The organism is Candidatus Nebulibacter yamunensis (genome assembly GCF_024208055.1).
Classification (GTDB): Bacteria; Pseudomonadota; Gammaproteobacteria; order Francisellales; family Francisellaceae; genus Caedibacter; species Caedibacter lacustris.
In genome coordinates this window covers 1-19,418 of sequence record NZ_JAMBMW010000004.1, presented here as the reverse complement: position 1 = coordinate 19,418, position 19,418 = coordinate 1, and the positions used below count along the sequence as shown (strand labels likewise).

Below are 19,418 nucleotides of genomic sequence, written 5' to 3'. Positions count from 1 at the left end.
CAATCAAGTGATATAGTAACCCAAGTCAAAAGACTCACAATCAACAAAACGCAAGGAGAAATATGATGTTTAAAAATTTAGAATCACAGCCTGTGCCAAACGTTACCTTTAAAACAATTCAAGATGGCAAGTGGCAGGATGTAACAACAGATGATCTTTTCAGAGGTAAAAACGTTATTGTGTTTTCATTGCCAGGTGCTTTTACACCTACTTGCTCATCTTCGCATGTGCCGCGTTACAACGAGTTATTCCCACTTTTTAAAAAACATGGTGTAGATGCAATTGTGTGTCTGTCTGTTAATGACACCTTTGTTATGAATGCGTGGAAAAAAGATCAAAAAGCAGAAAATATCCGCTTTATTCCAGATGGAAATGGGGAGTTCACTGAAAAGATGGGTTTGTTGGTAGATAAGCATGATTTGGGCTTTGGTAAACGCTCATGGAGATATTCTATGCTAGTAAAAAATGGGGTAATCAATAAGATGTTTATTGAACCAAGTAAGCCAGGCGATCCATTTGAAGTTTCGGATGCTGATACAATGTTAAAATACATTTCACCTAATGAAAGCTTGCCAAAAGAAGTAACTATTTTTACAAAACCTGGCTGCCCACACTGTGCTAGAGCAAAAAAATTATTGACTGAAAAAGGTATGTTGTTTGAAGAAATCGTTCTTGGTGAGAGTGCGTCTGTTCGCTCATTAAGAGCAGTCACAGGCAAGCAGACGGTGCCTCAAATTTATATTGATGGTCAGCATATTGGTGGAGCAGATCAATTAGAAGCATATTTTAAATAAAATCATAGCCCATTGAGATTAGTTTATGCCGATCACAAAATGGTTTGTGATGGATATGTTTTATAACAGCATTAAAATAGAGACAATAAACATCATTACAATAAAAATCCTTTTCAAAAAATGACTTGGTAAAACATGTACCAATTTAGCACCTACTAAGCCACCTAAGATACAAGGAATGAATGCCGAGAAAAAAATCGGTAAGTTGGCGTAACCAAGGTTATGCCAATTGATACCCATAACAGGTATTCCTAAGCATATCATCCACATTCCTGCAATAGTAGTATAGGTAAAAACAATTGCAGTTGATGTGCCAATTGCTTTTTTGATTTCAATGCCGCAGAGAATAAAAAAAGGAACACTGAAAACTGATACTCCTGTGAGCGTTGAAATTCCACCTACTATACTCGATAAGCTTTTAAATAACGGTTTGGAAATAGTTTTTTTTCTGGGTTTAGATGCTTTGAATATTAATAGCCAAATTGCGGTAAGTAACACGATGATACCAAAAATGTATTTTAGAGAGTGACTATCAATAATAGTTGCAAGATAAGCACCAATAAGTGCACCAATCGTCATAACGATGATAATGCTTTTGTATAGTTTTAAATCAAAATTTTTATATCTAATTTGCTTGTAAGTTGCAATTACACCCAATGGGATAGCACATAACGTGCCAGTTGCAATTGTCATTTGCATGACATGTGGTGTCTCTGGGAAAAAATGATTTATCATCCAAAAAATAGCAGGGACGGATAATAATCCAAACCCACCACCAAAAATACTAGATAAACAGCTTGCCAAAAAGCCCATAATAATTGCGCAGATGATTAACATTTTGCCCTATACTCAGGTGATAAAAGAGGGTGCAATTATATAAAATATAAATATAAAATGATACTTAACTACACGATTCTAAAGTTTGTTTTTTTAAAAAATTTTTACTTAACGTCAACTCAGTTTAAATGTTTATAATACAATCAATTCATTGTTTCTCTTATTAACCTCATTAATCTATGGTTTAACTCTCCTATCATAATTCTGTCTTGGTGGAGTTAGAGTTAATTATACTAGCATTTGTATTGATGCGTGGACGCAATATCCACACGTTATCATTGCCGTGTGACCAGCTCCACTCAGCAATGTTAATACCATTTTGGCTGTCGTCTTCTTTGCGCGTACAATGAATAATTGACAGTGTATTGTTGGCACTAACAGGATAATCCATAGCAATCATGACATGCCCAGGAATGGCAATCAAATCACCTAACTTAATCTCGGAGGCAAATGTGTTTTCAGTGATATTTTTCGCTTCAAGCTCCTGATCTAAAATATCTACATTTGACCAGCTTTGTAGTTGAGTGTATTGTATTTTTTCATCAACGTTTAGACCGTAAACTTGTTTTTTCCATGATAGTTCGAGCATTTTTGTTATCATGCGATTAACTTGGCTTTGTGTACTATATTGAACAAAACCAGAACAATCTGTTCCTTTGAAATTATTTTCATCCTTGAAATTACCTCCCCAGACATAGCCACTATTAAGAAGGTTAAATTGGTGTTTTTTGTGATCGTAAAGTGCAACTGGATGTAATAATTTTTTTAAAGCATTAGATTTAATCGTAATAGGGTAGGACAAGTTTAAGGATTGAAAGATATCTGAGATATTTTCAGACAATTCAAAGACCATATAAATCATGGTGACTTTGCTTACCAGAAAAACTTTAGGTGACGTTTTCAGCAAGTTGGTGCTGTAAACGCTGTCGTTGGTGCAAGTAGAGTTCAAAAGATCAATTGCATCATCAAAAATACCTTTGTAATTATCATAACCAATATATTTTCTAATATCTTTCAACGATATATTTTCATAAGGGAAATCAACATGTTGATACACTTGTTTTAACCAGTAGTTATCCGCTTTAATTTTTTCAATGGTTTTTAGTACTACAGTGTAATTATGGCAATCATAATCTTTTGAGAGATCCTTAAGGAAGTTAAAATCATGCAGGTTTTCGGTATCTGCAATTTCCTTTAATCGAAGTGCATTTGATAGTACTGGGTGATCTGTATAATCAGACAAGGGTGAGTTTTGCACACTATTTACACATATCAAGATTGATAGGGCTAATGTGGCAAATAGATATCTATATCTCATTTTATATTCATAATCAATCTCTATTCCATTACCTAGCGTGGAATATAACGCAGAATGCAGTATATTTTGTATTAACATTCTATAACTAATTGTATCTAATTATGGTATCTATCTTGTCATAGTGGTTAAGATCTCATAATAGATTCTGTATATGGATGTACAAAATCAAATCAGTTATCCTTCAGCAATATAAATTTTGTTCAAGTTGTCTGCCTCGTCAGCATATCGTTACAAATTTGCTTGGCTCTTTTTTAGTAAACGCAGAAAATAATGACTTTGGCTTTCAAGCCGCAATCCTTTACTCTACAATAAAGTACATTTCTACGTAGTAAATGTAAGCCATATGACTATATGCTGTGACCTTTACCAATTAGTTTTAAACTCTTGTAATAACGTTGCTACTGGCAAAGCAATTATTGATTATCTGAAGTCGCAAGGCTTTAGTCGTGAAAATAACAAGACAAAAACCTTAATAACAAAGCTTGAAAACTTACATGAGTCGCAATTAACATCACTTCAATTTGAAGAACTCATGCAATATGAAGATAGAGATTTTTATACTAAGTTATTCTCAAAAATGCTTGTTATACCTGATTTTTCAACTTTTTGTGAAAGACTACAAGAAATTTATAATACGATTATAACCAACAAAAAAGGCAAAGTAGCAAGTTATATTCCAGAACTTAAAAAAGTTAATCCTGAACAGTTTTCTATTTCAGTGTGTACAGTAGATGGTCAGCAATTTAGCATAGGAGACTATAAGACCCGCTTTTGTATGCAATCGATGGTTAAACCGGTATTGTATGCACTCAATTTAGAAGAAAATGGGCTTCAATCTGTGCATAAGCATGTTGGTAGAGAACCCAGTGGTAAAAATTTCAATGAATTGACTTTGAATGATAAAGGATTGCCTCATAATCCGATGATTAATGCTGGAGCGATTATGTCATGTGCTATGATTAAGCGTAAGTTGTCACCTGCTGGGCGTTTTAATCATATTATGCAGGCACTTTATGTATTAAGTGACAGCAACAAGATTACTTTTAACAATGCGGTTTATAATTCGGAAAAAGACACAGCGGATCGTAACTATGCCTTAGGTTATTTCATGCGCGAACATCATGCCTTTCCTAAAAATACGGACTTACATCAAACGCTTAACCTATACTTTCAAGCTTGCTCAATTGAGCTTAATAGCGAACTGTTAGCTATCATTGCGGCAAGTTTTGCCAATGCTGGTACTAACCCTTTAACGCAAAAAGAAGTCTTTAGACCAGAAACGATTAAGCATTGCTTATCGCTTATGTATTCTTGTGGAATGTATGATTATTCAGGTGAGTGGGCATTTTCTATTGGACTTCCTGCTAAAAGTGGTGTTTCAGGTGGGATTTATGTTGTGGTACCAGATGTGATGGGAATTGCAATATATTCACCACGTTTAGATAATCATGGCAACTCAGTGCGTGCAATTGCTGTTTGTGAACAATTAGTTGAACATTATAGTATTCATAATTATGACAGCATTTTGTTTTGTCCAAACAAAATCAATTTATTACAACCAATCCAATTGTCAAAGTAAGGGTTTGTTCCTAGAATAAGGGTCTCAAGATATTCAAGGAGAATAACTATGCTTAAAGATACTATCGCTCAGATCAAACAACTGTTACAAAATACGGGTAAGTTAAATTTTGTCGATACAGAAGCGCTATCTGAGCTTTTGGACCAATTACAAAGCGAACTTGCAACTTTTCCAAAAGATCAACAAGCACAAGCGATTGAAATTGCAAAGCTAACAAAACAGAAAATTGAAATGAGTAAGTTGCAAGATCCAAAAGAGGCTGATTTTAGTGATCTTGAACAAGTAGTTATGGAATACGAAATTACTCACCCACGACTTACAGATACCATACGTTCGATCTGTAACTTGTTATCAAGTATTGGGATTTAAAATAGTTCATGATGATTGATAGTAGGCAAAAAGTAATTTTACAGTATTTAGATATCGATTTATGGTGTTATAAGCATAAGCAACAAACAATTATTGAGTGTATAGATAATAATAAGAATTTTGATTCGATCGTTATAGATACACATTTAGTAGATGTTATTCTATCAACACTTCAGCATAAAAAAGTACTGGCATGTTTTCTAAGTGCTATGTTTAAGCACAAAAAGATTCAGTACCACGAATATTCAACGCTTGATATAAAAAAAATAATGGCATCTAATGGAATTATTATTTATGATGAACGTTTGATGATAGAGGAGTTGGGTGGAACATATGATTACAGAAGTTTTAAAATCCCAATCGATAAACTCACAAGCGCTAATATAAAAAAACAGGCTATGATCCATGTCTACGCAGTATCAGATTTTACCACTAAGTGAAAATTACCTGCCTCAGATGATGGATATTGAGCGTGAAGTATTTGATCATCCATGGTCGGCTTCACTAATGAAAGACAGTATCTTATCCGCACATACTGAAACCTGGGGATTGTTGGACCCTAATGATCGCTTAATTGCCTTTGTGGTTGTCTCGGCTATTTTTGATGAAGCTGAGATTTTAAATTTCTCAGTAGCCAAAATCTATCAACACCAAGGTTTTGGACAAAAATTGTTGGCATATTTAATGAATCATTTGGCGTATAAGAAGATTGAAAAGTTATTTTTAGAGGTGGGGGTCAGTAATATTCCTGCAATTAGTATTTATAAAAAATATGGTTTTGAGCAAATCTCGGTACGTAAAAACTATTACCAAGTTGGTGACAAACAAGAAGATGCACTTGTTTTACAAGCTACTTTACAGCCAAAAGAATCATCTCACTATTTTAGGTAAGTGAAGGATGGCATATCACACTATTTTGAATTGTAGTTTAAGGAGTTCGAGCATTGTTTGGCATATTGCTTTAATTCTACGAATTGTTCGATGACGTTTAAAGCACCTAACTTATGTAAATTTACACCATTGGCATAGCCATGACTGATTAAAATACAGCTCATACCAAGCACTTTGGCACATAAATAATCATTTAACGAATCACCAATCATAAGACTCTGTTCAATTGTAGCGTGAAGTTTATTGCACGCATAGGCTAAAGGTGCAGGATGAGGTTTGTAAAACGCTGTCGTGTCTCCTCCAGCGATGCAATCAAAATAGGGCATTAAATTTAAATACGACAAAATTTTGATAGCGTGTGCTTGTTCTTTGTTGGTAACAACTGCCATAGGGATATTTTGTGATTTAAATATATCTAAGGTTTCAATAACGCCAGGGTAGATATAAGTGTGTTCTCCCATTGTAAGTTCATAGTATTTTAGTGTTAAATCAAGCGCTTCTTTAGCATAACGTTTAACTTTATCTTCGGGCAGATCAAGTGCAAGCACTTTTTGGGTTGTCGTGGGAAAACCTTTGCCAATGATACTTGCCGTTGTTGTATCAGTAATGGCCGTTAAGTTGAAATGAGCGCGCATTTTGTTTAAAGCATAGGTGATGTCTTTAACGCTATTGATCAACGTGCCATCAAGGTCAAAAAAAAGATAGGAAAACTGTTTAGTTGTTTTGATCATAGTGTTTTTTAAGAAAGGTGTGAATGGAGTGCTTGATTTGATCATTATTTATTTGGTCTGCTAAGTGTTTAAAAGCCGTTTGTGCACTTTGTGGTGCAGACTTGGCATGATGATCTTTTTGGTTACCTAAGAGATTGAATTCAAGAATGAGCTCCAGTCTTTCAAGGCGATTAAAGTAGTCACTTGTCTTTAACAATGTAATGAGCTCTTTTTTAAGTTCTCGAAATTTAGAAAGCAATTCTGGAATATCCGTTTTTAACACAAGTTTAGTACCATTGTAAAAGCACACTTTGGTGTGGTTGAAATAGGGAATATTAAAATTGAGCAACGTTTGTTGAGTCGTTTGAGCGATATCGTGCTGTTTTTTTATTGAGTGCAGAAGAGTTGACTTTTTGACAGTAAAAAGCTCATCAACTGAGTAGTTTGTCTTACGGATCATTTTGACGCACTTAGCTTTTGTTATGGAATAAGTTGCAGTATAATCCAAAACCAGTTAAGTGGAAACCAACCCATCGTTTGGAAGATAGATGATTATAAAAAAACTATTTGGTAGCCGTAATGACCGTTTAATTAAAAAAATGCGAAAAACGGTTGATAAAATCAATGCCTTAGAATCTGAAATTGAAAAGTTTACCGATGCTGAATTACAAGCAAAAACGAATGAATTTAAAGAGCGTTTAAAAAACGGCAATACTTTAGAACAGCTGTTACCAGAGGCATTTGCGGTTGTTAGAGAAGCAGCAAAACGCGTTAAAGGTATGCGCCATTATGACGTACAACTTATTGGTGGGATGGTGTTACACTCTGGTAAGATCGCCGAAATGCGTACTGGTGAAGGTAAGACGCTTGTTGCGACGTTGCCAGCTTATTTAAACGCATTAACAGGTAATGGCGTGCATGTGATCACTGTTAATGATTACTTAGCTTCGCGCGATGCTGAGCTTATGGGGAAAATATACAGTTTTTTAGGTTTAACGACAGGTATCATCATTGCTAATTTATCACCAGATCAACGCAGAGCAGCTTATGCTTGTGATATCACCTATGGTACTAACAACGAGTTTGGCTTTGATTATTTGCGTGACAACATGGCTTTTAGCAAACAAGATCAAGTACAAAGAAGTCGCAATTTTGTCATTATTGATGAAGTCGATTCGATCTTAATTGATGAAGCCAGAACGCCTTTGATTATTTCTGGAGCATCAGAAGATAGCTCAGATATGTATTTATTATTTAATCGCTTAGTACCAACTTTGACCAAGCAAACAAACTCGGAAGCAAATGATGGGGATTTTTATCTAGATGAAAAATCTAAACAAGCTTATTTGACAGATCAAGGTCATACAAAAATTGAAGAAGCATTGATGCGTGAAGGCATTTTAAATGAGAGTGATAACTTATATTCACCTCAGCATGTCACCAAAATGCACTATTTAAATGCGTGTTTACGTGCGCATAACTTGTATCAGAAGAATGTTGATTATATTATTCGTGATCAGGAAGTGATTATTATTGATGAGAATACTGGACGAGCCATGGAAGGTCGTCGCTGGTCAGATGGTTTACACCAAGCAATTGAAGCTAAAGAAGCTGTCAAGGTACAAAGTGAAAACCAAACCTTAGCTTCCATTACTTTTCAAAATTTCTTCAAATTATATAATAAACTGTCTGGTATGACGGGAACGGCAGATACTGAGGCCTTTGAATTTCACGAGATCTATGGTTTAGAAGTTGTAGTGATTCCAACAAACCGTCCACCTAAGCGTGAAGATCATCATGATCGTATTTTTGGTGACCAAAAAGATAAATTTAAAGCAATTGTTGAAGATATCAAAACGCGTGTTGAAAAAGGTCAACCGGTTCTTGTTGGTACAGCATCGATTGACACATCTGAAATTTTATCAACGTTACTGCGTAAAAAGAAAATAAAGCATGAAGTATTAAATGCCAAGCAGCATGCAAGGGAAGCGGCAATCATCGCTCAAGCAGGTTATCCAGGGAACGTTACAATTGCAACTAACATGGCAGGTCGAGGTACTGATATTATTTTAGGTGGGAACTGGGAAGCAGAAATTGCGGCACTAGAAGCGCCTACGGTCGAGCAAATTGCTAAGATTAAAGAAGATTGGAAAAAACGTAACCTGCAAGTCATTGAGGCAGGTGGGTTGTGTATTTTAGGTTCTGAGAGACATGATTCACGTAGGGTGGATAATCAATTAAGAGGGCGGTCAGGTCGCCAAGGTGATCCAGGTGAGAGTCGTTTTTATTTATCTATGGATGATAATTTACTACGCATTTTTGCCTCTGAATCTTTAGCTAATAGAATGAAAAAAGCATTGGCAGGGGGAGAGTCGATTCAATTTGGAATGATGACGCGTTTTATTGCTAAAGCGCAATCAAAGGTTGAGCAATACCATTTTGACATTCGTAAGAACCTGCTTGAATATGACAATGTTGCTAATGAACAAAGAATGGTGATTTATAAACAGCGTGAAGAGCTTCTAAGTAGAGAAGATGTTTCTGCCATTATTAACAGTATGCGCTATGATGTAGCAGAAAAGTTATTTCATGACCACGTGCCAGCAAGATCGATAGAAGATCAGTGGGATTTGGAAGGTTTGGAAACAGTATTATTAAATGATTTTGCTATTTCAATTAACTTGCGTAGGATATTAGCAGAGGATGATCATTTAACTGATGAGCACTTAAAGGAAATTGTCGTTAAAGCAATCGTTGATGAATATCAGCATAAAACACAAAATAAAACACAAAACTTAGACTTAACCGCAATTCGTCACTTTGAGAAAGTCAGTTTGATGCAGGCACTTGATAGCCATTGGCGTGAGCATTTAAATGCGATGGATCATTTACGCAACAGTATTAATCTGCGTGGTTATGCACAAAAAGATCCTAAAAATGAATACAAAAAAGAGTCATTTGAGCTTTTTTCGAGCATGCTTGATAACTTTAAATATGAAGTTATTTCTAACTTAGCGAAGATTCGAATCCAAGCGCCAGAAGAAGCGCAAAAAATGGAACAAGAATGGAAGAGTTCGATTAAAAATATCGAAGCACAACATGAAGATGTATTGGCAGGTGGTAGCTCATCAAGACACGATGAAGAGACAGCACATCGTGCACATCAACCATTTGTGCGCGAAACACCTAAAGTCAAACGTAATGATCCATGCCCATGTGGTTCAGGTAAAAAATATAAACAATGTCATGGTGCGTTAGCTTAGATCCTTAGATCTTAGTAGGACTATATTTTTTGCAGCAAGCTACGAGGATTGCTAAATTTGACTCAATGTAGGGGTTAATACTTTGTCAGGCCATAATTTTAAGGAATATGGCAAAGCATTTTTCTTGATTTGAAGGCACGAATGGGTGACGGTATGAAAATTTGAACACTCATTTTTTAAATTGTAACGTTGTATAGAGTTTTTGAAGATCTAATTGTTTATTCCATTTGGCAATGATAATAGTGGCAATTGTGTTGCCAATCATGTTGGTAATGGATCGACCTTCTGACATAAAACGATCTATCCCAAGTATGATTACAATTCCTGCAACAGGAACCGTTCCAAGTGCGGCAAGCGTGCTAGCAAGAATAACGAAACCACTACCGGTCACCCCGGCAGCACCTTTAGAACTAATTAACATGACCACTAACATAAATAATTGCTGCTCAAAACTTAAATGTACATTTAAGGCTTGTGCGATAAAAATTGCCGCAAGTGATAAATAAATTGCTGTACCATCAAGGTTAAATGAATATCCTGTTGGAATAACAAGACCAACGATGCTTTTATCACAACCAAGCTTGGTTAACTTTTCAATTAGGTTGGGTAAGACCGTTTCTGAGGATGAAGTTCCTAAAACGATTAGAATTTCAGTTTTAATGTAACGAATGACTTTAAAAATATTAACCTTGCAATAAAAGTGCAAAATCAAACCAAGCACTACAAAGAGAAAAATAAGGCAGGTAAGATAAAAGCACATGAGTAAACCTAGTAAACCAACTAATGTATGTAAGCCATATTTACCAATGGTGTAAGCCATAGCAGCACAGGCAGCTAAAGGGGCATAGTACATGATGCTATGGATGATTTTGAAAAATACTTTGGATAAATGTTGAACACCTTCTAAAATGGGTTGTCCTTTTTCACCATACATGAGTAAACCAGTGGAAAAAAGAATAGCAATAAATAGTACTTGTAAAATTTCTCCGTCACTAAAAGCACTGAAAAAAGTATGTGGGATGATATTTAAAAGAAAACCAGAAATACTATCCATTTGCTTTGCTTGTCCAATATATGCTTGAGCTGAATGCATGTCTAGACTATTTGGATCAATGTTCATGTTTGATCCTATAGGAAAAAGGTTGGCAACAATCAGACCAATTGCAAGAGCAGCTGTCGTTGTGATGATAAAGTATACCAATGCTGCACCACCAATTTTTCCAACTGCTTTTAAGCTTTTCATTGCAGTAATACCAGAAACAATAGTTAAAAAAATAATTGGTGCGATAAGCACTTTAATAAGTTTAATAAAAACATCTGCAAATGGCTTTAATGCAATTGCAAAGGCTGGCTCAATCGCCCCGAGTATTACTCCGATACCGATACCTATAATAACTTGAATATAAAGATGTTTAAAAATACGCATGTGTTCCCCATTGTTTTTATTTTATGTGTAAATATGTATCAAAATTGCAATTGAGTCAATTGTTTGCAATTTAAAGCATCAAAATCATTAAATTTTTTTGCCATTATTACTTTGAATATGTAGATTGATGAATATAATTTTAACGTGTTTAGTAAGATGACAACAAGTTTCGGAAAAAGAGGGTGAACGTTGGTTAAGTGTGTGCTTAGTATTATATTATTTGTTATGGTAGAGTGTTTAAACCTGATTAGTTGTAAGAGGATGATGAAATGAATTTAGTATTATCTGAACTTGGTAAAAAATCAGAATATAAAACAGAATATGATCCAACCTTACTCTTTCCTATTCCTCGTACAATTAAGCGTCAAGAGCTGGGGATAACAGCTAAGCCAACCTTTAGTGGGGTGGATATCTGGACAGCGTTTGAGGTTTCATGGCTTAATCTTAAAGGTAAACCACAAGTCCGTATTGCGATATTTGAAATTGATGCCTTATCGCAATGTTTGATTGAGTCAAAGAGCTTTAAATTGTATTTAAATTCATTTAACAATAGCCGTTTTGCCGATGATGAAATTGTAATCAAAACAATGCAAGAGGATTTAGAAAAAGCTGCAAATGGTACAGTAAAAGTGACATTGTATTGCTTGACAGACTACCCTATCCAAGTGACTCCAATGTTTGAGGCAGAATCATTGGATGAGCTAGATGTTGAAATTACAGAATATATTACTAATCCTAATTTTTTGTCAGTTAATCCAAAAGTGATTGTTCACGAATGTCTGAGTAGTGATTTATTAAAGTCAAATTGTCTTGTAACGTTTCAACCAGATTGGGGTAGTGTGTTAATTGAGTATCAAGGAGCAAAAATTGATAAGGTTGGCTTGTTAAAATACATAATCTCATTTCGTAACCATAATGAGTTTCACGAGCAATGTGTAGAGCGAATTTACAATGACATTATGCAAAACTGTAAACCTGAAAAGCTTATGGTTTATGCACGCTATAGTCGTCGAGGTGGATTGGACATTAATCCGCTTCGTAGTAACTTTACTCTTGCTGAGAAATTGAAAACATTGCGTTTAGCAAGACAGTAAGTCAAAGATCAGATCTTTGATATTCTCTTAATTTAGGCTGACAAGGAACGTTTGAGTATTCTTCAATCTGGTAAGCGATTTTACATGACTCATGTTCGCATAATTGATATGAATTATCAGATAAACCTTCAGGATATACTTTTTTACCTGATTGACAAATATCATTTATTGCCTTTGCAAACTTGATCTTTTCTCCCATCTCATTGCCTTTTAAACCTAAATACGCACCATCTGTTTTTAAGGCGCTATAGGCTTTATCTTCACTTAATGTTTTATCATTAAAACTGTCAATCTGACATAAATATCCTGACTCACATGACCATTCAAATGTTGTATATGGTCCATGTAATGACTGATAGTTATATAAGTTGGTTGCGTAGATTGCAACCATTCCCAAATAGGAAGTCAAAGTACGCATAGCAGATTTAACAGCACTGCGCGCGCTAATAGCTTGTTGAATTAATTCTTGTGGTAATATTTCACCTTGATAATGGATCGCTTTATAGCTATCTTGAAACTCACGCGTAAAAATTTGCGTAATCAATTCATTATAAGCCTTTCTTACAAGCCCGTCTGATGGTTGAATCAAAAGGTTCATTTGAAGCTGTGTGTCTAAATAGGAGAAACGTGCTAAGGAAAGTGATTTGCAAAATGCCATTGGATATTTGCTATATAAAGTTTGTGAAATCCATTGAGATAGGGCTTTATCAGTCTTAGCTAACTTTTGTATTTCTTGCAGTTGATGTTCAATATATTGTCTTGCAAAATGATCACCTGTTATTGCTTTATCTAAATTTTCAGAAAAATCTTTTTTGAATGCCATGATAGCATCAATATTTTCATTAAACATATCTTCAAAGAGAATGTCATCGAAAAAATATCCTACATAGTGAGGATCGTTAACGTTGGCGTTACTTTTAATTTCGGTAGAAGCAAAACTGACTGAAGATAACAGTGTAGTAATAGTGAAGGTAGAGATTATTAGTTTTTTTATCATCATAATTTTATTTCCTTTTGTTTTTTAACATCGTATTTTAGCCTATGTGACATTTCAATGCTCTTGTCTTAGATTCAACGTTTAGATGATGTTTTGTAATGACTCAGCTGATTGAAAAGGCTTGCAGATAAGTTTTGCTAATTTTTAGCATTGGTATATTCCCATTTGCCATAAATCCCTCTAGTATCACCAACTGACTTAGGTGCGCAGTGCGTTAAAAGGGAAATTGGTGAAAGACCAATACTGTACCCGCAACGGTAAACCAGTGTATTTAAAAGATACTAGAAGATCTTGCATCACTTACTAATAAGTTAAAGAGTGAAACAGTTATGGTTAAGTCCGAAAATCTGCCTATGTCTAAATGTTTACGGGGATATAAACGAAAAAGAGGATAAAATGAAAAAACAGATTTACATCGTAATCAGCTTGAGCTTCGCGATGACACATTTTGCTTGTGCAGATAATTCACAAGAAAGTGCTCACTATACACTACCAACTATCGTTATTCACTATAACAAACAAGGGACTCAAGCACACACGAGTGATCTCAAAGCAACCAATCCAATTGCCGTTGAGTTATTTCCAAGCTATGGCAATCAAATTATCGACAATATGCTTAAACAAAACGCATGGGTAGAAACTAGAATAAGCAGTGGCGCTAATCCTACATATTATCTTAAAGGGCAACGTGCAACGGTGTTGTTAAACGGGATGTCATTGAATCAATTTAATAGTCAAGCGCAAAATACCTCGCTTGTTCCAGCCAATAGCATAGAAACCATCGACATCAATCCAACTGCAAGCAGTGTATTATATGGCTCAATGGGATTAGGTGGTACAATCGCGATCAAACAAAAATTTATTGATTACAATCAATATTTGATTGGCATGAGTACAAGTTATCCACTAGGAGGTGGAGTCAATCTTTTTGTAAATCAACTATTAGATCAGCAAAAAACCTGGGCTTTTCAATTGATCACCAATACAGAAAGTTTGGATAACTATCGCGATTATTCACGCAATAACAACAATAATATTGATTTTACATTACTACATCAAACAAACACTCAACAATTACGCTTTAATTTTAGTGATAGTTATCAATATCTGCATTTCCCAGGTGGTCTATCTCAATTAGAAAGCGATCAAGATCCTTGGCAAGCAAGTTCTTCTGGCAGACAAAAATATATCAATCACACTATTAATAGCCAGCTAGGCTTAACTCAAAAAATTAATCAAGAATTCATCTTTAACTTACAATCACAATATCAACAACAATGGGCAAATGTGATTTTTGCCAATCCAGGCTATGGTTCATCGAAACAAAACAGTAGTCTTTTTTATCTGCGTCCTAGCATTACTTATCAAAACAATTGGTTAAAAAATATTACAGGTTCTGAGTTCAACTATCAAACGTTTAAGCAAAGCTCGACTATTTCAGACTCTAGACAAACAAATGTCGCTATTTTTAACCAAGCAGATCTAAAACTAAATCTAAAGTGGCAAACAGGTGTGGGTGGTCGTTATGAACATAGCTATACACAAGGAGACCTTATCTTATCTGCCAGTCACGGCTCACAGATTATTAATATCGGTGCGGGAGAGTTGTATTTGCAATACAACTGGGCAACAAGCTTTAATACGCGTGCATCTATATCTTATGCTTATCAGTTACCTTTTATCGATCAGTCTAACCTTACACCTGGTTTAACTTCAAATTTTGGATTGGATCCACAAACTGCTTGGATTTATCAAATAGATAATCAATATAAAAACAACAAACTTGAACTCAAGAATAGTACTTATTGGATGCTAATTAACAATCAAATTGCTTATAATGGCAATGATCCAAGTTCATCTTTTGGTGCCAATATTAATTTTCCACCTACTCAAACGATTGGTAATTTATTTTCGCTTGACTATAGATGGTCACAAATGCTGAGTAGCGGCGGTAGTTTTGTGCTTAATTTAAATACATTTAGATTTGGTACATTTAGTCATGCTAACAATATAAAAACTGATATCAGTAATAATACCGTTCCAGGTCAATCTCCTTTTAGTGCTGAGATTCACGGCAATTGGCATCTCATGCCTGATTTGACGTTATGGTTGCAACAGCAGTATTTCAGTGCTCAATATGCTGATGGTGATTATTCCAATACGCTTGCCAAACAAAGTGGATACTTTCTTACCAACCTTGGCGCTAAGTATCAAATCAATCAATGGCAATTTAACTTAAGTATTTATAACTTATTTAATAAGTTTTATTACAGCTATGTTGCCACTGCTGATTTTAAGCGTCTAAGCTATTATCCTGCAAATGGCATAACAGCAATGCTTAACATCCAGTACACTTTTTCGTAACCTTTTATGAAAAAAGCATTAGTTTTTTCGTTTTTAATACACGTTGTCGTTATTGCTACACTTACTTTGATTAATTTCTATATATTTGTCCCGATACATAAAGAGCTTATATTTTCAAATCACCTACAAAGTATACCTGCACATATTGTTTATTTTACCCAACCACACATTACCAATATTGAAAACACACCAAACTCTACTCAAAATAAATTTAACTTTATAAAACGACATTCAACAGTAGAGCAATCACCCATCCTTGTGATAACTAGTAATAAACCAAAGTTTGTCACTCCTTTAGAAACAAAAGGGAATCAACAGAAAAACAATATTGACCTTACCGATACGCCTAAATTTACTCAACAAGTAACAAGCTATAGCACTTCCAGAGAAGTACAACAAGCCTTGTCACACTTGCAAAGTGCATTGACTGAGCTTTTAAATCAGCATAACCCAGACTACAGTACCAAGTTTGATATTTACATCACACTAGAGAAATCAGGTACGATAAAGTCGATTGTGTTTAGCCCCTCACCCCCTAATCAGCTTAAGGAATATATTCTCTATTTTTTACATCAACAAAGCTATACAAAAAAACTAAGTTTTAAGGATGATGTTAATATAAATATTCCAATTCAGTTGGTGTTTTAAATCATACTTTTTGTGTAGTTATAAACCGATGTGGCACCGCTTTTTTATCTTCTATTATTTTGAAGCCTGCTTTTGTAAACATTTTTTCTAAATCCATCGTATGAAATGCGTTAACAAAGGGTTCGTTGAGCTTTTGTGATAACAATCTAAAATACATTCCTTTAAAGCCATGTGTTCTGAATAAAGACCAATAACTTTGATGATATTGGACAGGCGATGGCTCAACAATAACGAAAAGCCCACCCTTCTTCAATACCCTATTGGCTTCTTGCAACAACTTTTCAATATATTTTGGTGGGATTTCATGTAAAACGTAACATGCACTTAACCCTTCAAAGCGTCGAGTGCAAAAAGGAAGCGCTTCTGCGATTGCTTGAACAAAGTATATGTCCTTATAAGTCTTAGCTGCACATTGCAGCAAATAAGGACTAGGATCGATTGCCCAGACATCAGTCACGCCTTGCGCCTTTATGGCAGCGGCTGTTTTAGCACCAGCACAACCTATATCTAATACCGACCAACAGCACCCTAATTTTTCAGCAATATATTGTCTTGCTTGTGGCATACTATTTAACATTACAATATCAAAACCTTTTATATAGCCTTTGGTTAAAGTGTTTGAATAATTTCCGCCAGGAAGGTTATGAAATTCTTGTAATACGTATTTAGGAATAGATGATTTTCCAGGTAAATCATCTACAATTTTAATTGCATTTCGCTTGGATGAAAAAGTTGCTTTCAAGAGCAAAAACCATGTATAAGGATGCTTAAAATTAAGCTCATCTACCCATGAATTTGGCAATTTGACATTCTGCCAATCCACTGGAGTGGGGTCATTTGCATCTGCTTCTTCGTTTTTCAATTGATTTACACTTAAACTTTTAAAAAAAATTTCTGACAGACTATACACACTTATTATTTTTTTTCTACAACCATTACCGCACGGGATAATTTGTAAAAATTTAAAATAGCAAAAACGAGTTTGCCATAAAAACCTGCTGCTATTATGATGTATTGTACGCGTGCTTAGTAAAGCTTATGGTTGTGAATATTGAATTCTTTATTTTAAAAAGTGCAGATTCAAAGAGCTATCTTCAATTTGTTGCTGATCAGGTTAAAGCATATTATCAGGGTAATAAACCTATTGTTATTTATGCTGAACCTAGTATTTGTCAAGCGCTAGATAAGCTATTGTGGTTTGATCAGGAAGATAGCTTTATTCCACATTTTTATGTGACTAAAGATAGTGAGTTGGAATATATCAACTTACCAGTACTTTTGGTAAGTGATGCTGGTTTTTTGGATAAGTGTATAAAAGATACTCTAATTGACCTATCCTTGCAAACAGAGGTTAACTATAGTCAGTTCTCAAGTTTAATAAAAATAGTCGATCAGGAGCCTTATCGCCTTAAGGCATCGAGAGTGCAGTATAAGCAATTACAACAACAAGGCTATCAAATACAAGTTCACAACTTTTAAAGAAAAAATGGAGCAAATAGCTTCAATATTTAGTAATTTTAATTTTTATCGGAATAATTATTATTTTATATTCTGTCGCTTGTAAGCTACAATCAAACCATGAGACAGATACGCATATACAAAACACCAGATGGTAAAGAGCCTTTTAAAACATGGCTAGATAGCATCAAAGATAAAATAATTAAAGCCAGAATACGTAGGCGAATTGATCGTCTATATTTGGGTAATGAAGGCGATCATAAGCATGTTGGCAACGGAGCATTTGAACTGAGACTAGCATTTGGTTCTGGATACCGTGTTTACTATGCCAAAGAAGCTGATATCACCTATATTTTATTGCTTGGCGGAGATAAAAAACACAGTCTAATGATATTAATCTAGCTCAAAAATATTGGCTTGAACTAAAATCAGGAGATCATTGTGAATAACTATATTACACAAAACACAACTGATTATCATGCAAACCTAATCCAAAGCTTACATGATAAAGATGAAGCCACTGCTTATTTAGAAGTAGCACTTGAAGAATACGAAGATGATGGTGATAGTCAGGCTTTTATGCTTGCCCTTAAAATGTTGTCGAAGCACAGGGTGGAATAGGTTATTTATCAAAAAACGGGATTAGATCGAGCACACTTATATAGGGTATTATCTAGCAAAGGAAATCCAAGATTTTTAACACTAGGTAATATATTAAAAGCCCTAGGTTTTAAGCTATCAGTAAATGCTATATAGAAGAGCTAGTAAGACCCCATGTAATTGATAAAACACTAGAAGACGGATAAGGCTATGGCTTTAGATAAAGAGAGAGAAAAAGAAGCAATGCAATGGTGTAATGGAATATCTGGAGACATGGCGAGTGAAACGCGGTGAAGTTTGGTGGGTTGAATTTGATCCCGCTGTAGGGAGTGAAATAAAAAACAAGATCAGCGGTAATTTTAAGCAATGACCTCGCGAATAAACACTTGTCACGTGTTGTATTAATTCCGCTCACAAGCAATACAGAGAAACTTTACCCTGGTGAAGCTTACGTGACTTTGAATGGAAACAAGAGTAAAGCGATGGATGATCAGCTCATGGCAGCAGATAAAGCAAGACTTAAGAGTCAAATTGGATCTATAACACAACATGATCTGCTTACGATAGAAGATGCAATTAAACTTCACTTGAGTTTTCAGAATTAGCAATAGGTGTTTCAAACAATTCCCTTATAAATAAGAGATGGTGCTATATTAATTACTTCTTTAAAGTCGGTATAGATCACCATATCAAAACTCTCACAAAAAAAGCGAAAAAGCTTACCTTTAAATTATAGATTGTCTTAATTCTTAAATTTAGATATGGACTATCTTTAACGTAGATTTAAATAAAATAAAAAGGGTTATCTATCATGATCAAGCAATTATATAAAGTCGTACAGAGCCAATTACACACGCTTGTTTCAGCAAATAAAACCAATAAAAATAAAAAAGATAATAGGATGTTCTATCAACCTCAGCCTTCATTGTTGCAAGAGTTAGAGCCTCGCATTATGTTTGATGGTGCAGCAATTGCCACAGTCGATATCATGGATGGAGTAAACGCCGATGAACAAAACTACGTGTTAGCGGCGCTTGCCGAAAATGAACATGCCAATCAGACAGAAAGTC

At 34.9% G+C, this 19,418-nt stretch carries 21 protein-coding genes, 1 pseudogene and 1 riboswitch; of the genes and pseudogenes, 15 read left to right on the top strand and 7 right to left on the bottom strand.

The annotated features are described in order from the left end of the window. Window positions 1-65: 65 nt before the first annotated feature. Entirely contained in the window at window positions 66-794 is a 729-nt protein-coding gene (locus M1V25_RS02905; RefSeq protein ID WP_116963933.1) for a glutathione peroxidase, read from the top strand. Window positions 795-854: 60 nt separating this feature from the next. Here M1V25_RS02905 and M1V25_RS02900 read toward each other — a convergent pair whose 3' ends face one another. Both M1V25_RS02900 and M1V25_RS02895 read right to left on the bottom strand, forming a co-directional pair. Continuing rightward, entirely contained in the window at window positions 855-1,631 is a 777-nt protein-coding gene (locus tag M1V25_RS02900) for a sulfite exporter TauE/SafE family protein (RefSeq protein WP_498842382.1), read from the bottom strand. Window positions 1,632-1,827: 196 nt separating this feature from the next. After that, window positions 1,828-2,949 carry an NlpC/P60 family protein gene (locus M1V25_RS02895; protein WP_116963931.1) on the bottom strand — a complete coding sequence of 374 codons (1,122 nt, stop codon included), beginning with the start codon at window positions 2,947-2,949 and terminating at the stop codon, window positions 1,828-1,830. 343 nt (window positions 2,950-3,292) lie between these two features. Here M1V25_RS02895 and glsA point away from each other — a divergent pair, with 343 nt between their 5' ends. Genes glsA through rimI form a run of 4 tightly spaced genes read left to right on the top strand, consistent with a single transcriptional unit; the run spans window position 3,293 to window position 5,788 of the window. Beyond that, the gene (gene glsA, locus M1V25_RS02890) at window positions 3,293-4,528 is read left to right on the top strand and encodes a glutaminase A (RefSeq protein WP_116963930.1); all 1,236 of its coding nucleotides are present in this window, start codon (window positions 3,293-3,295) and stop codon (window positions 4,526-4,528) included. A gap of 48 nt (window positions 4,529-4,576) precedes the next feature. After that, on the top strand, window positions 4,577-4,897 hold the full coding sequence (locus tag M1V25_RS02885; RefSeq protein ID WP_116963929.1) for a DUF4404 family protein: 321 nt from the start codon (window positions 4,577-4,579) through the stop codon (window positions 4,895-4,897). An 8-nt stretch (window positions 4,898-4,905) separates the two neighbouring features. Continuing rightward, the gene (locus tag M1V25_RS02880; RefSeq protein WP_116963928.1) at window positions 4,906-5,337 is read left to right on the top strand and encodes a hypothetical protein; all 432 of its coding nucleotides are present in this window, start codon (window positions 4,906-4,908) and stop codon (window positions 5,335-5,337) included. Beyond that, window positions 5,303-5,788, top strand: a complete 486-nt coding sequence (rimI, locus tag M1V25_RS02875; RefSeq protein WP_116963927.1) for a ribosomal protein S18-alanine N-acetyltransferase — start codon at window positions 5,303-5,305, stop codon at window positions 5,786-5,788. The genes M1V25_RS02880 and rimI overlap by 35 nt, the downstream gene beginning before the upstream one ends. Before the next feature lie 20 nt (window positions 5,789-5,808). On the opposite strand, the gene M1V25_RS02870 is transcribed toward rimI, so the two are convergent. Both M1V25_RS02870 and M1V25_RS02865 read right to left on the bottom strand, forming a co-directional pair. Continuing rightward, complete coding sequence (locus tag M1V25_RS02870; protein ID WP_498842381.1) at window positions 5,809-6,519, bottom strand: HAD family hydrolase; 711 nt, start codon at window positions 6,517-6,519, stop codon at window positions 5,809-5,811. Then, window positions 6,503-6,958 carry a hypothetical protein gene (locus tag M1V25_RS02865; RefSeq protein ID WP_498842380.1) on the bottom strand — a complete coding sequence of 152 codons (456 nt, stop codon included), beginning with the start codon at window positions 6,956-6,958 and terminating at the stop codon, window positions 6,503-6,505. The genes M1V25_RS02870 and M1V25_RS02865 overlap by 17 nt, the downstream gene beginning before the upstream one ends. Before the next feature lie 88 nt (window positions 6,959-7,046). On the opposite strand from M1V25_RS02865, the gene secA reads away from it, so the two are divergent. Beyond that, the gene (secA, locus tag M1V25_RS02860; protein WP_498842379.1) at window positions 7,047-9,761 is read left to right on the top strand and encodes a preprotein translocase subunit SecA; all 2,715 of its coding nucleotides are present in this window, start codon (window positions 7,047-7,049) and stop codon (window positions 9,759-9,761) included. 169 nt (window positions 9,762-9,930) lie between these two features. Here secA and dctA read toward each other — a convergent pair whose 3' ends face one another. Then, on the bottom strand, window positions 9,931-11,187 hold the full coding sequence (gene dctA, locus M1V25_RS02855) for a C4-dicarboxylate transporter DctA (protein ID WP_498842378.1): 1,257 nt from the start codon (window positions 11,185-11,187) through the stop codon (window positions 9,931-9,933). A gap of 269 nt (window positions 11,188-11,456) precedes the next feature. Between dctA and queF the strand changes: the two genes are divergently transcribed. Beyond that, the gene (gene queF / locus M1V25_RS02850) at window positions 11,457-12,281 is read left to right on the top strand and encodes an NADPH-dependent 7-cyano-7-deazaguanine reductase QueF (RefSeq protein WP_116963922.1); all 825 of its coding nucleotides are present in this window, start codon (window positions 11,457-11,459) and stop codon (window positions 12,279-12,281) included. Between the two features lies 1 nt (window position 12,282). Here the strand turns inward: queF and M1V25_RS02845 are convergent, their stop codons facing one another. After that, the gene (locus tag M1V25_RS02845; protein WP_116963921.1) at window positions 12,283-13,281 is read right to left on the bottom strand and encodes a hypothetical protein; all 999 of its coding nucleotides are present in this window, start codon (window positions 13,279-13,281) and stop codon (window positions 12,283-12,285) included. 180 nt (window positions 13,282-13,461) lie between these two features. Continuing rightward, window positions 13,462-13,647, top strand: a riboswitch (cobalamin riboswitch). Between the two features lie 27 nt (window positions 13,648-13,674). Here M1V25_RS02845 and M1V25_RS02840 point away from each other — a divergent pair. Next, a complete protein-coding gene (locus M1V25_RS02840) occupies window positions 13,675-15,642 on the top strand; it encodes a TonB-dependent receptor (protein WP_498842377.1) in 1,968 nt (655 codons plus the stop codon). 6 nt (window positions 15,643-15,648) lie between these two features. Continuing rightward, window positions 15,649-16,290: a hypothetical protein gene (locus M1V25_RS02835; protein ID WP_116963919.1), complete on the top strand. Its 642-nt coding sequence runs from the start codon at window positions 15,649-15,651 to the stop codon at window positions 16,288-16,290. 1 nt (window position 16,291) lies between these two features. Here M1V25_RS02835 and M1V25_RS02830 read toward each other — a convergent pair whose 3' ends face one another. Next, on the bottom strand, window positions 16,292-17,152 hold the full coding sequence (locus M1V25_RS02830; RefSeq protein WP_498842376.1) for a class I SAM-dependent methyltransferase: 861 nt from the start codon (window positions 17,150-17,152) through the stop codon (window positions 16,292-16,294). A gap of 176 nt (window positions 17,153-17,328) precedes the next feature. Between M1V25_RS02830 and M1V25_RS02825 the strand changes: the two genes are divergently transcribed. The 6 genes and pseudogenes from M1V25_RS02825 to M1V25_RS02800 all read left to right on the top strand — a co-directional run. Continuing rightward, a complete protein-coding gene (locus tag M1V25_RS02825) occupies window positions 17,329-17,769 on the top strand; it encodes a DNA polymerase III subunit chi (RefSeq protein ID WP_116963917.1) in 441 nt (146 codons plus the stop codon). Between the two features lie 99 nt (window positions 17,770-17,868). Further along, on the top strand, window positions 17,869-18,150 hold the full coding sequence (locus M1V25_RS02820) for a type II toxin-antitoxin system RelE/ParE family toxin (RefSeq protein ID WP_204723366.1): 282 nt from the start codon (window positions 17,869-17,871) through the stop codon (window positions 18,148-18,150). Between the two features lie 39 nt (window positions 18,151-18,189). Further along, on the top strand, window positions 18,190-18,369 hold the full coding sequence (locus M1V25_RS02815) for a hypothetical protein (protein ID WP_157966600.1): 180 nt from the start codon (window positions 18,190-18,192) through the stop codon (window positions 18,367-18,369). A gap of 3 nt (window positions 18,370-18,372) precedes the next feature. Further along, the gene (locus tag M1V25_RS02810) at window positions 18,373-18,504 is read left to right on the top strand and encodes a helix-turn-helix domain-containing transcriptional regulator (RefSeq protein ID WP_498842445.1); all 132 of its coding nucleotides are present in this window, start codon (window positions 18,373-18,375) and stop codon (window positions 18,502-18,504) included. Between the two features lie 194 nt (window positions 18,505-18,698). Then, window positions 18,699-18,953, top strand: a pseudogene (locus M1V25_RS02805) (type II toxin-antitoxin system PemK/MazF family toxin); the annotation flags it as partial. Between the two features lie 206 nt (window positions 18,954-19,159). Further along, a partial coding sequence (locus M1V25_RS02800) for a hypothetical protein (protein WP_498842375.1) occupies window positions 19,160-19,418 on the top strand: 259 nt, incomplete at its 3' end.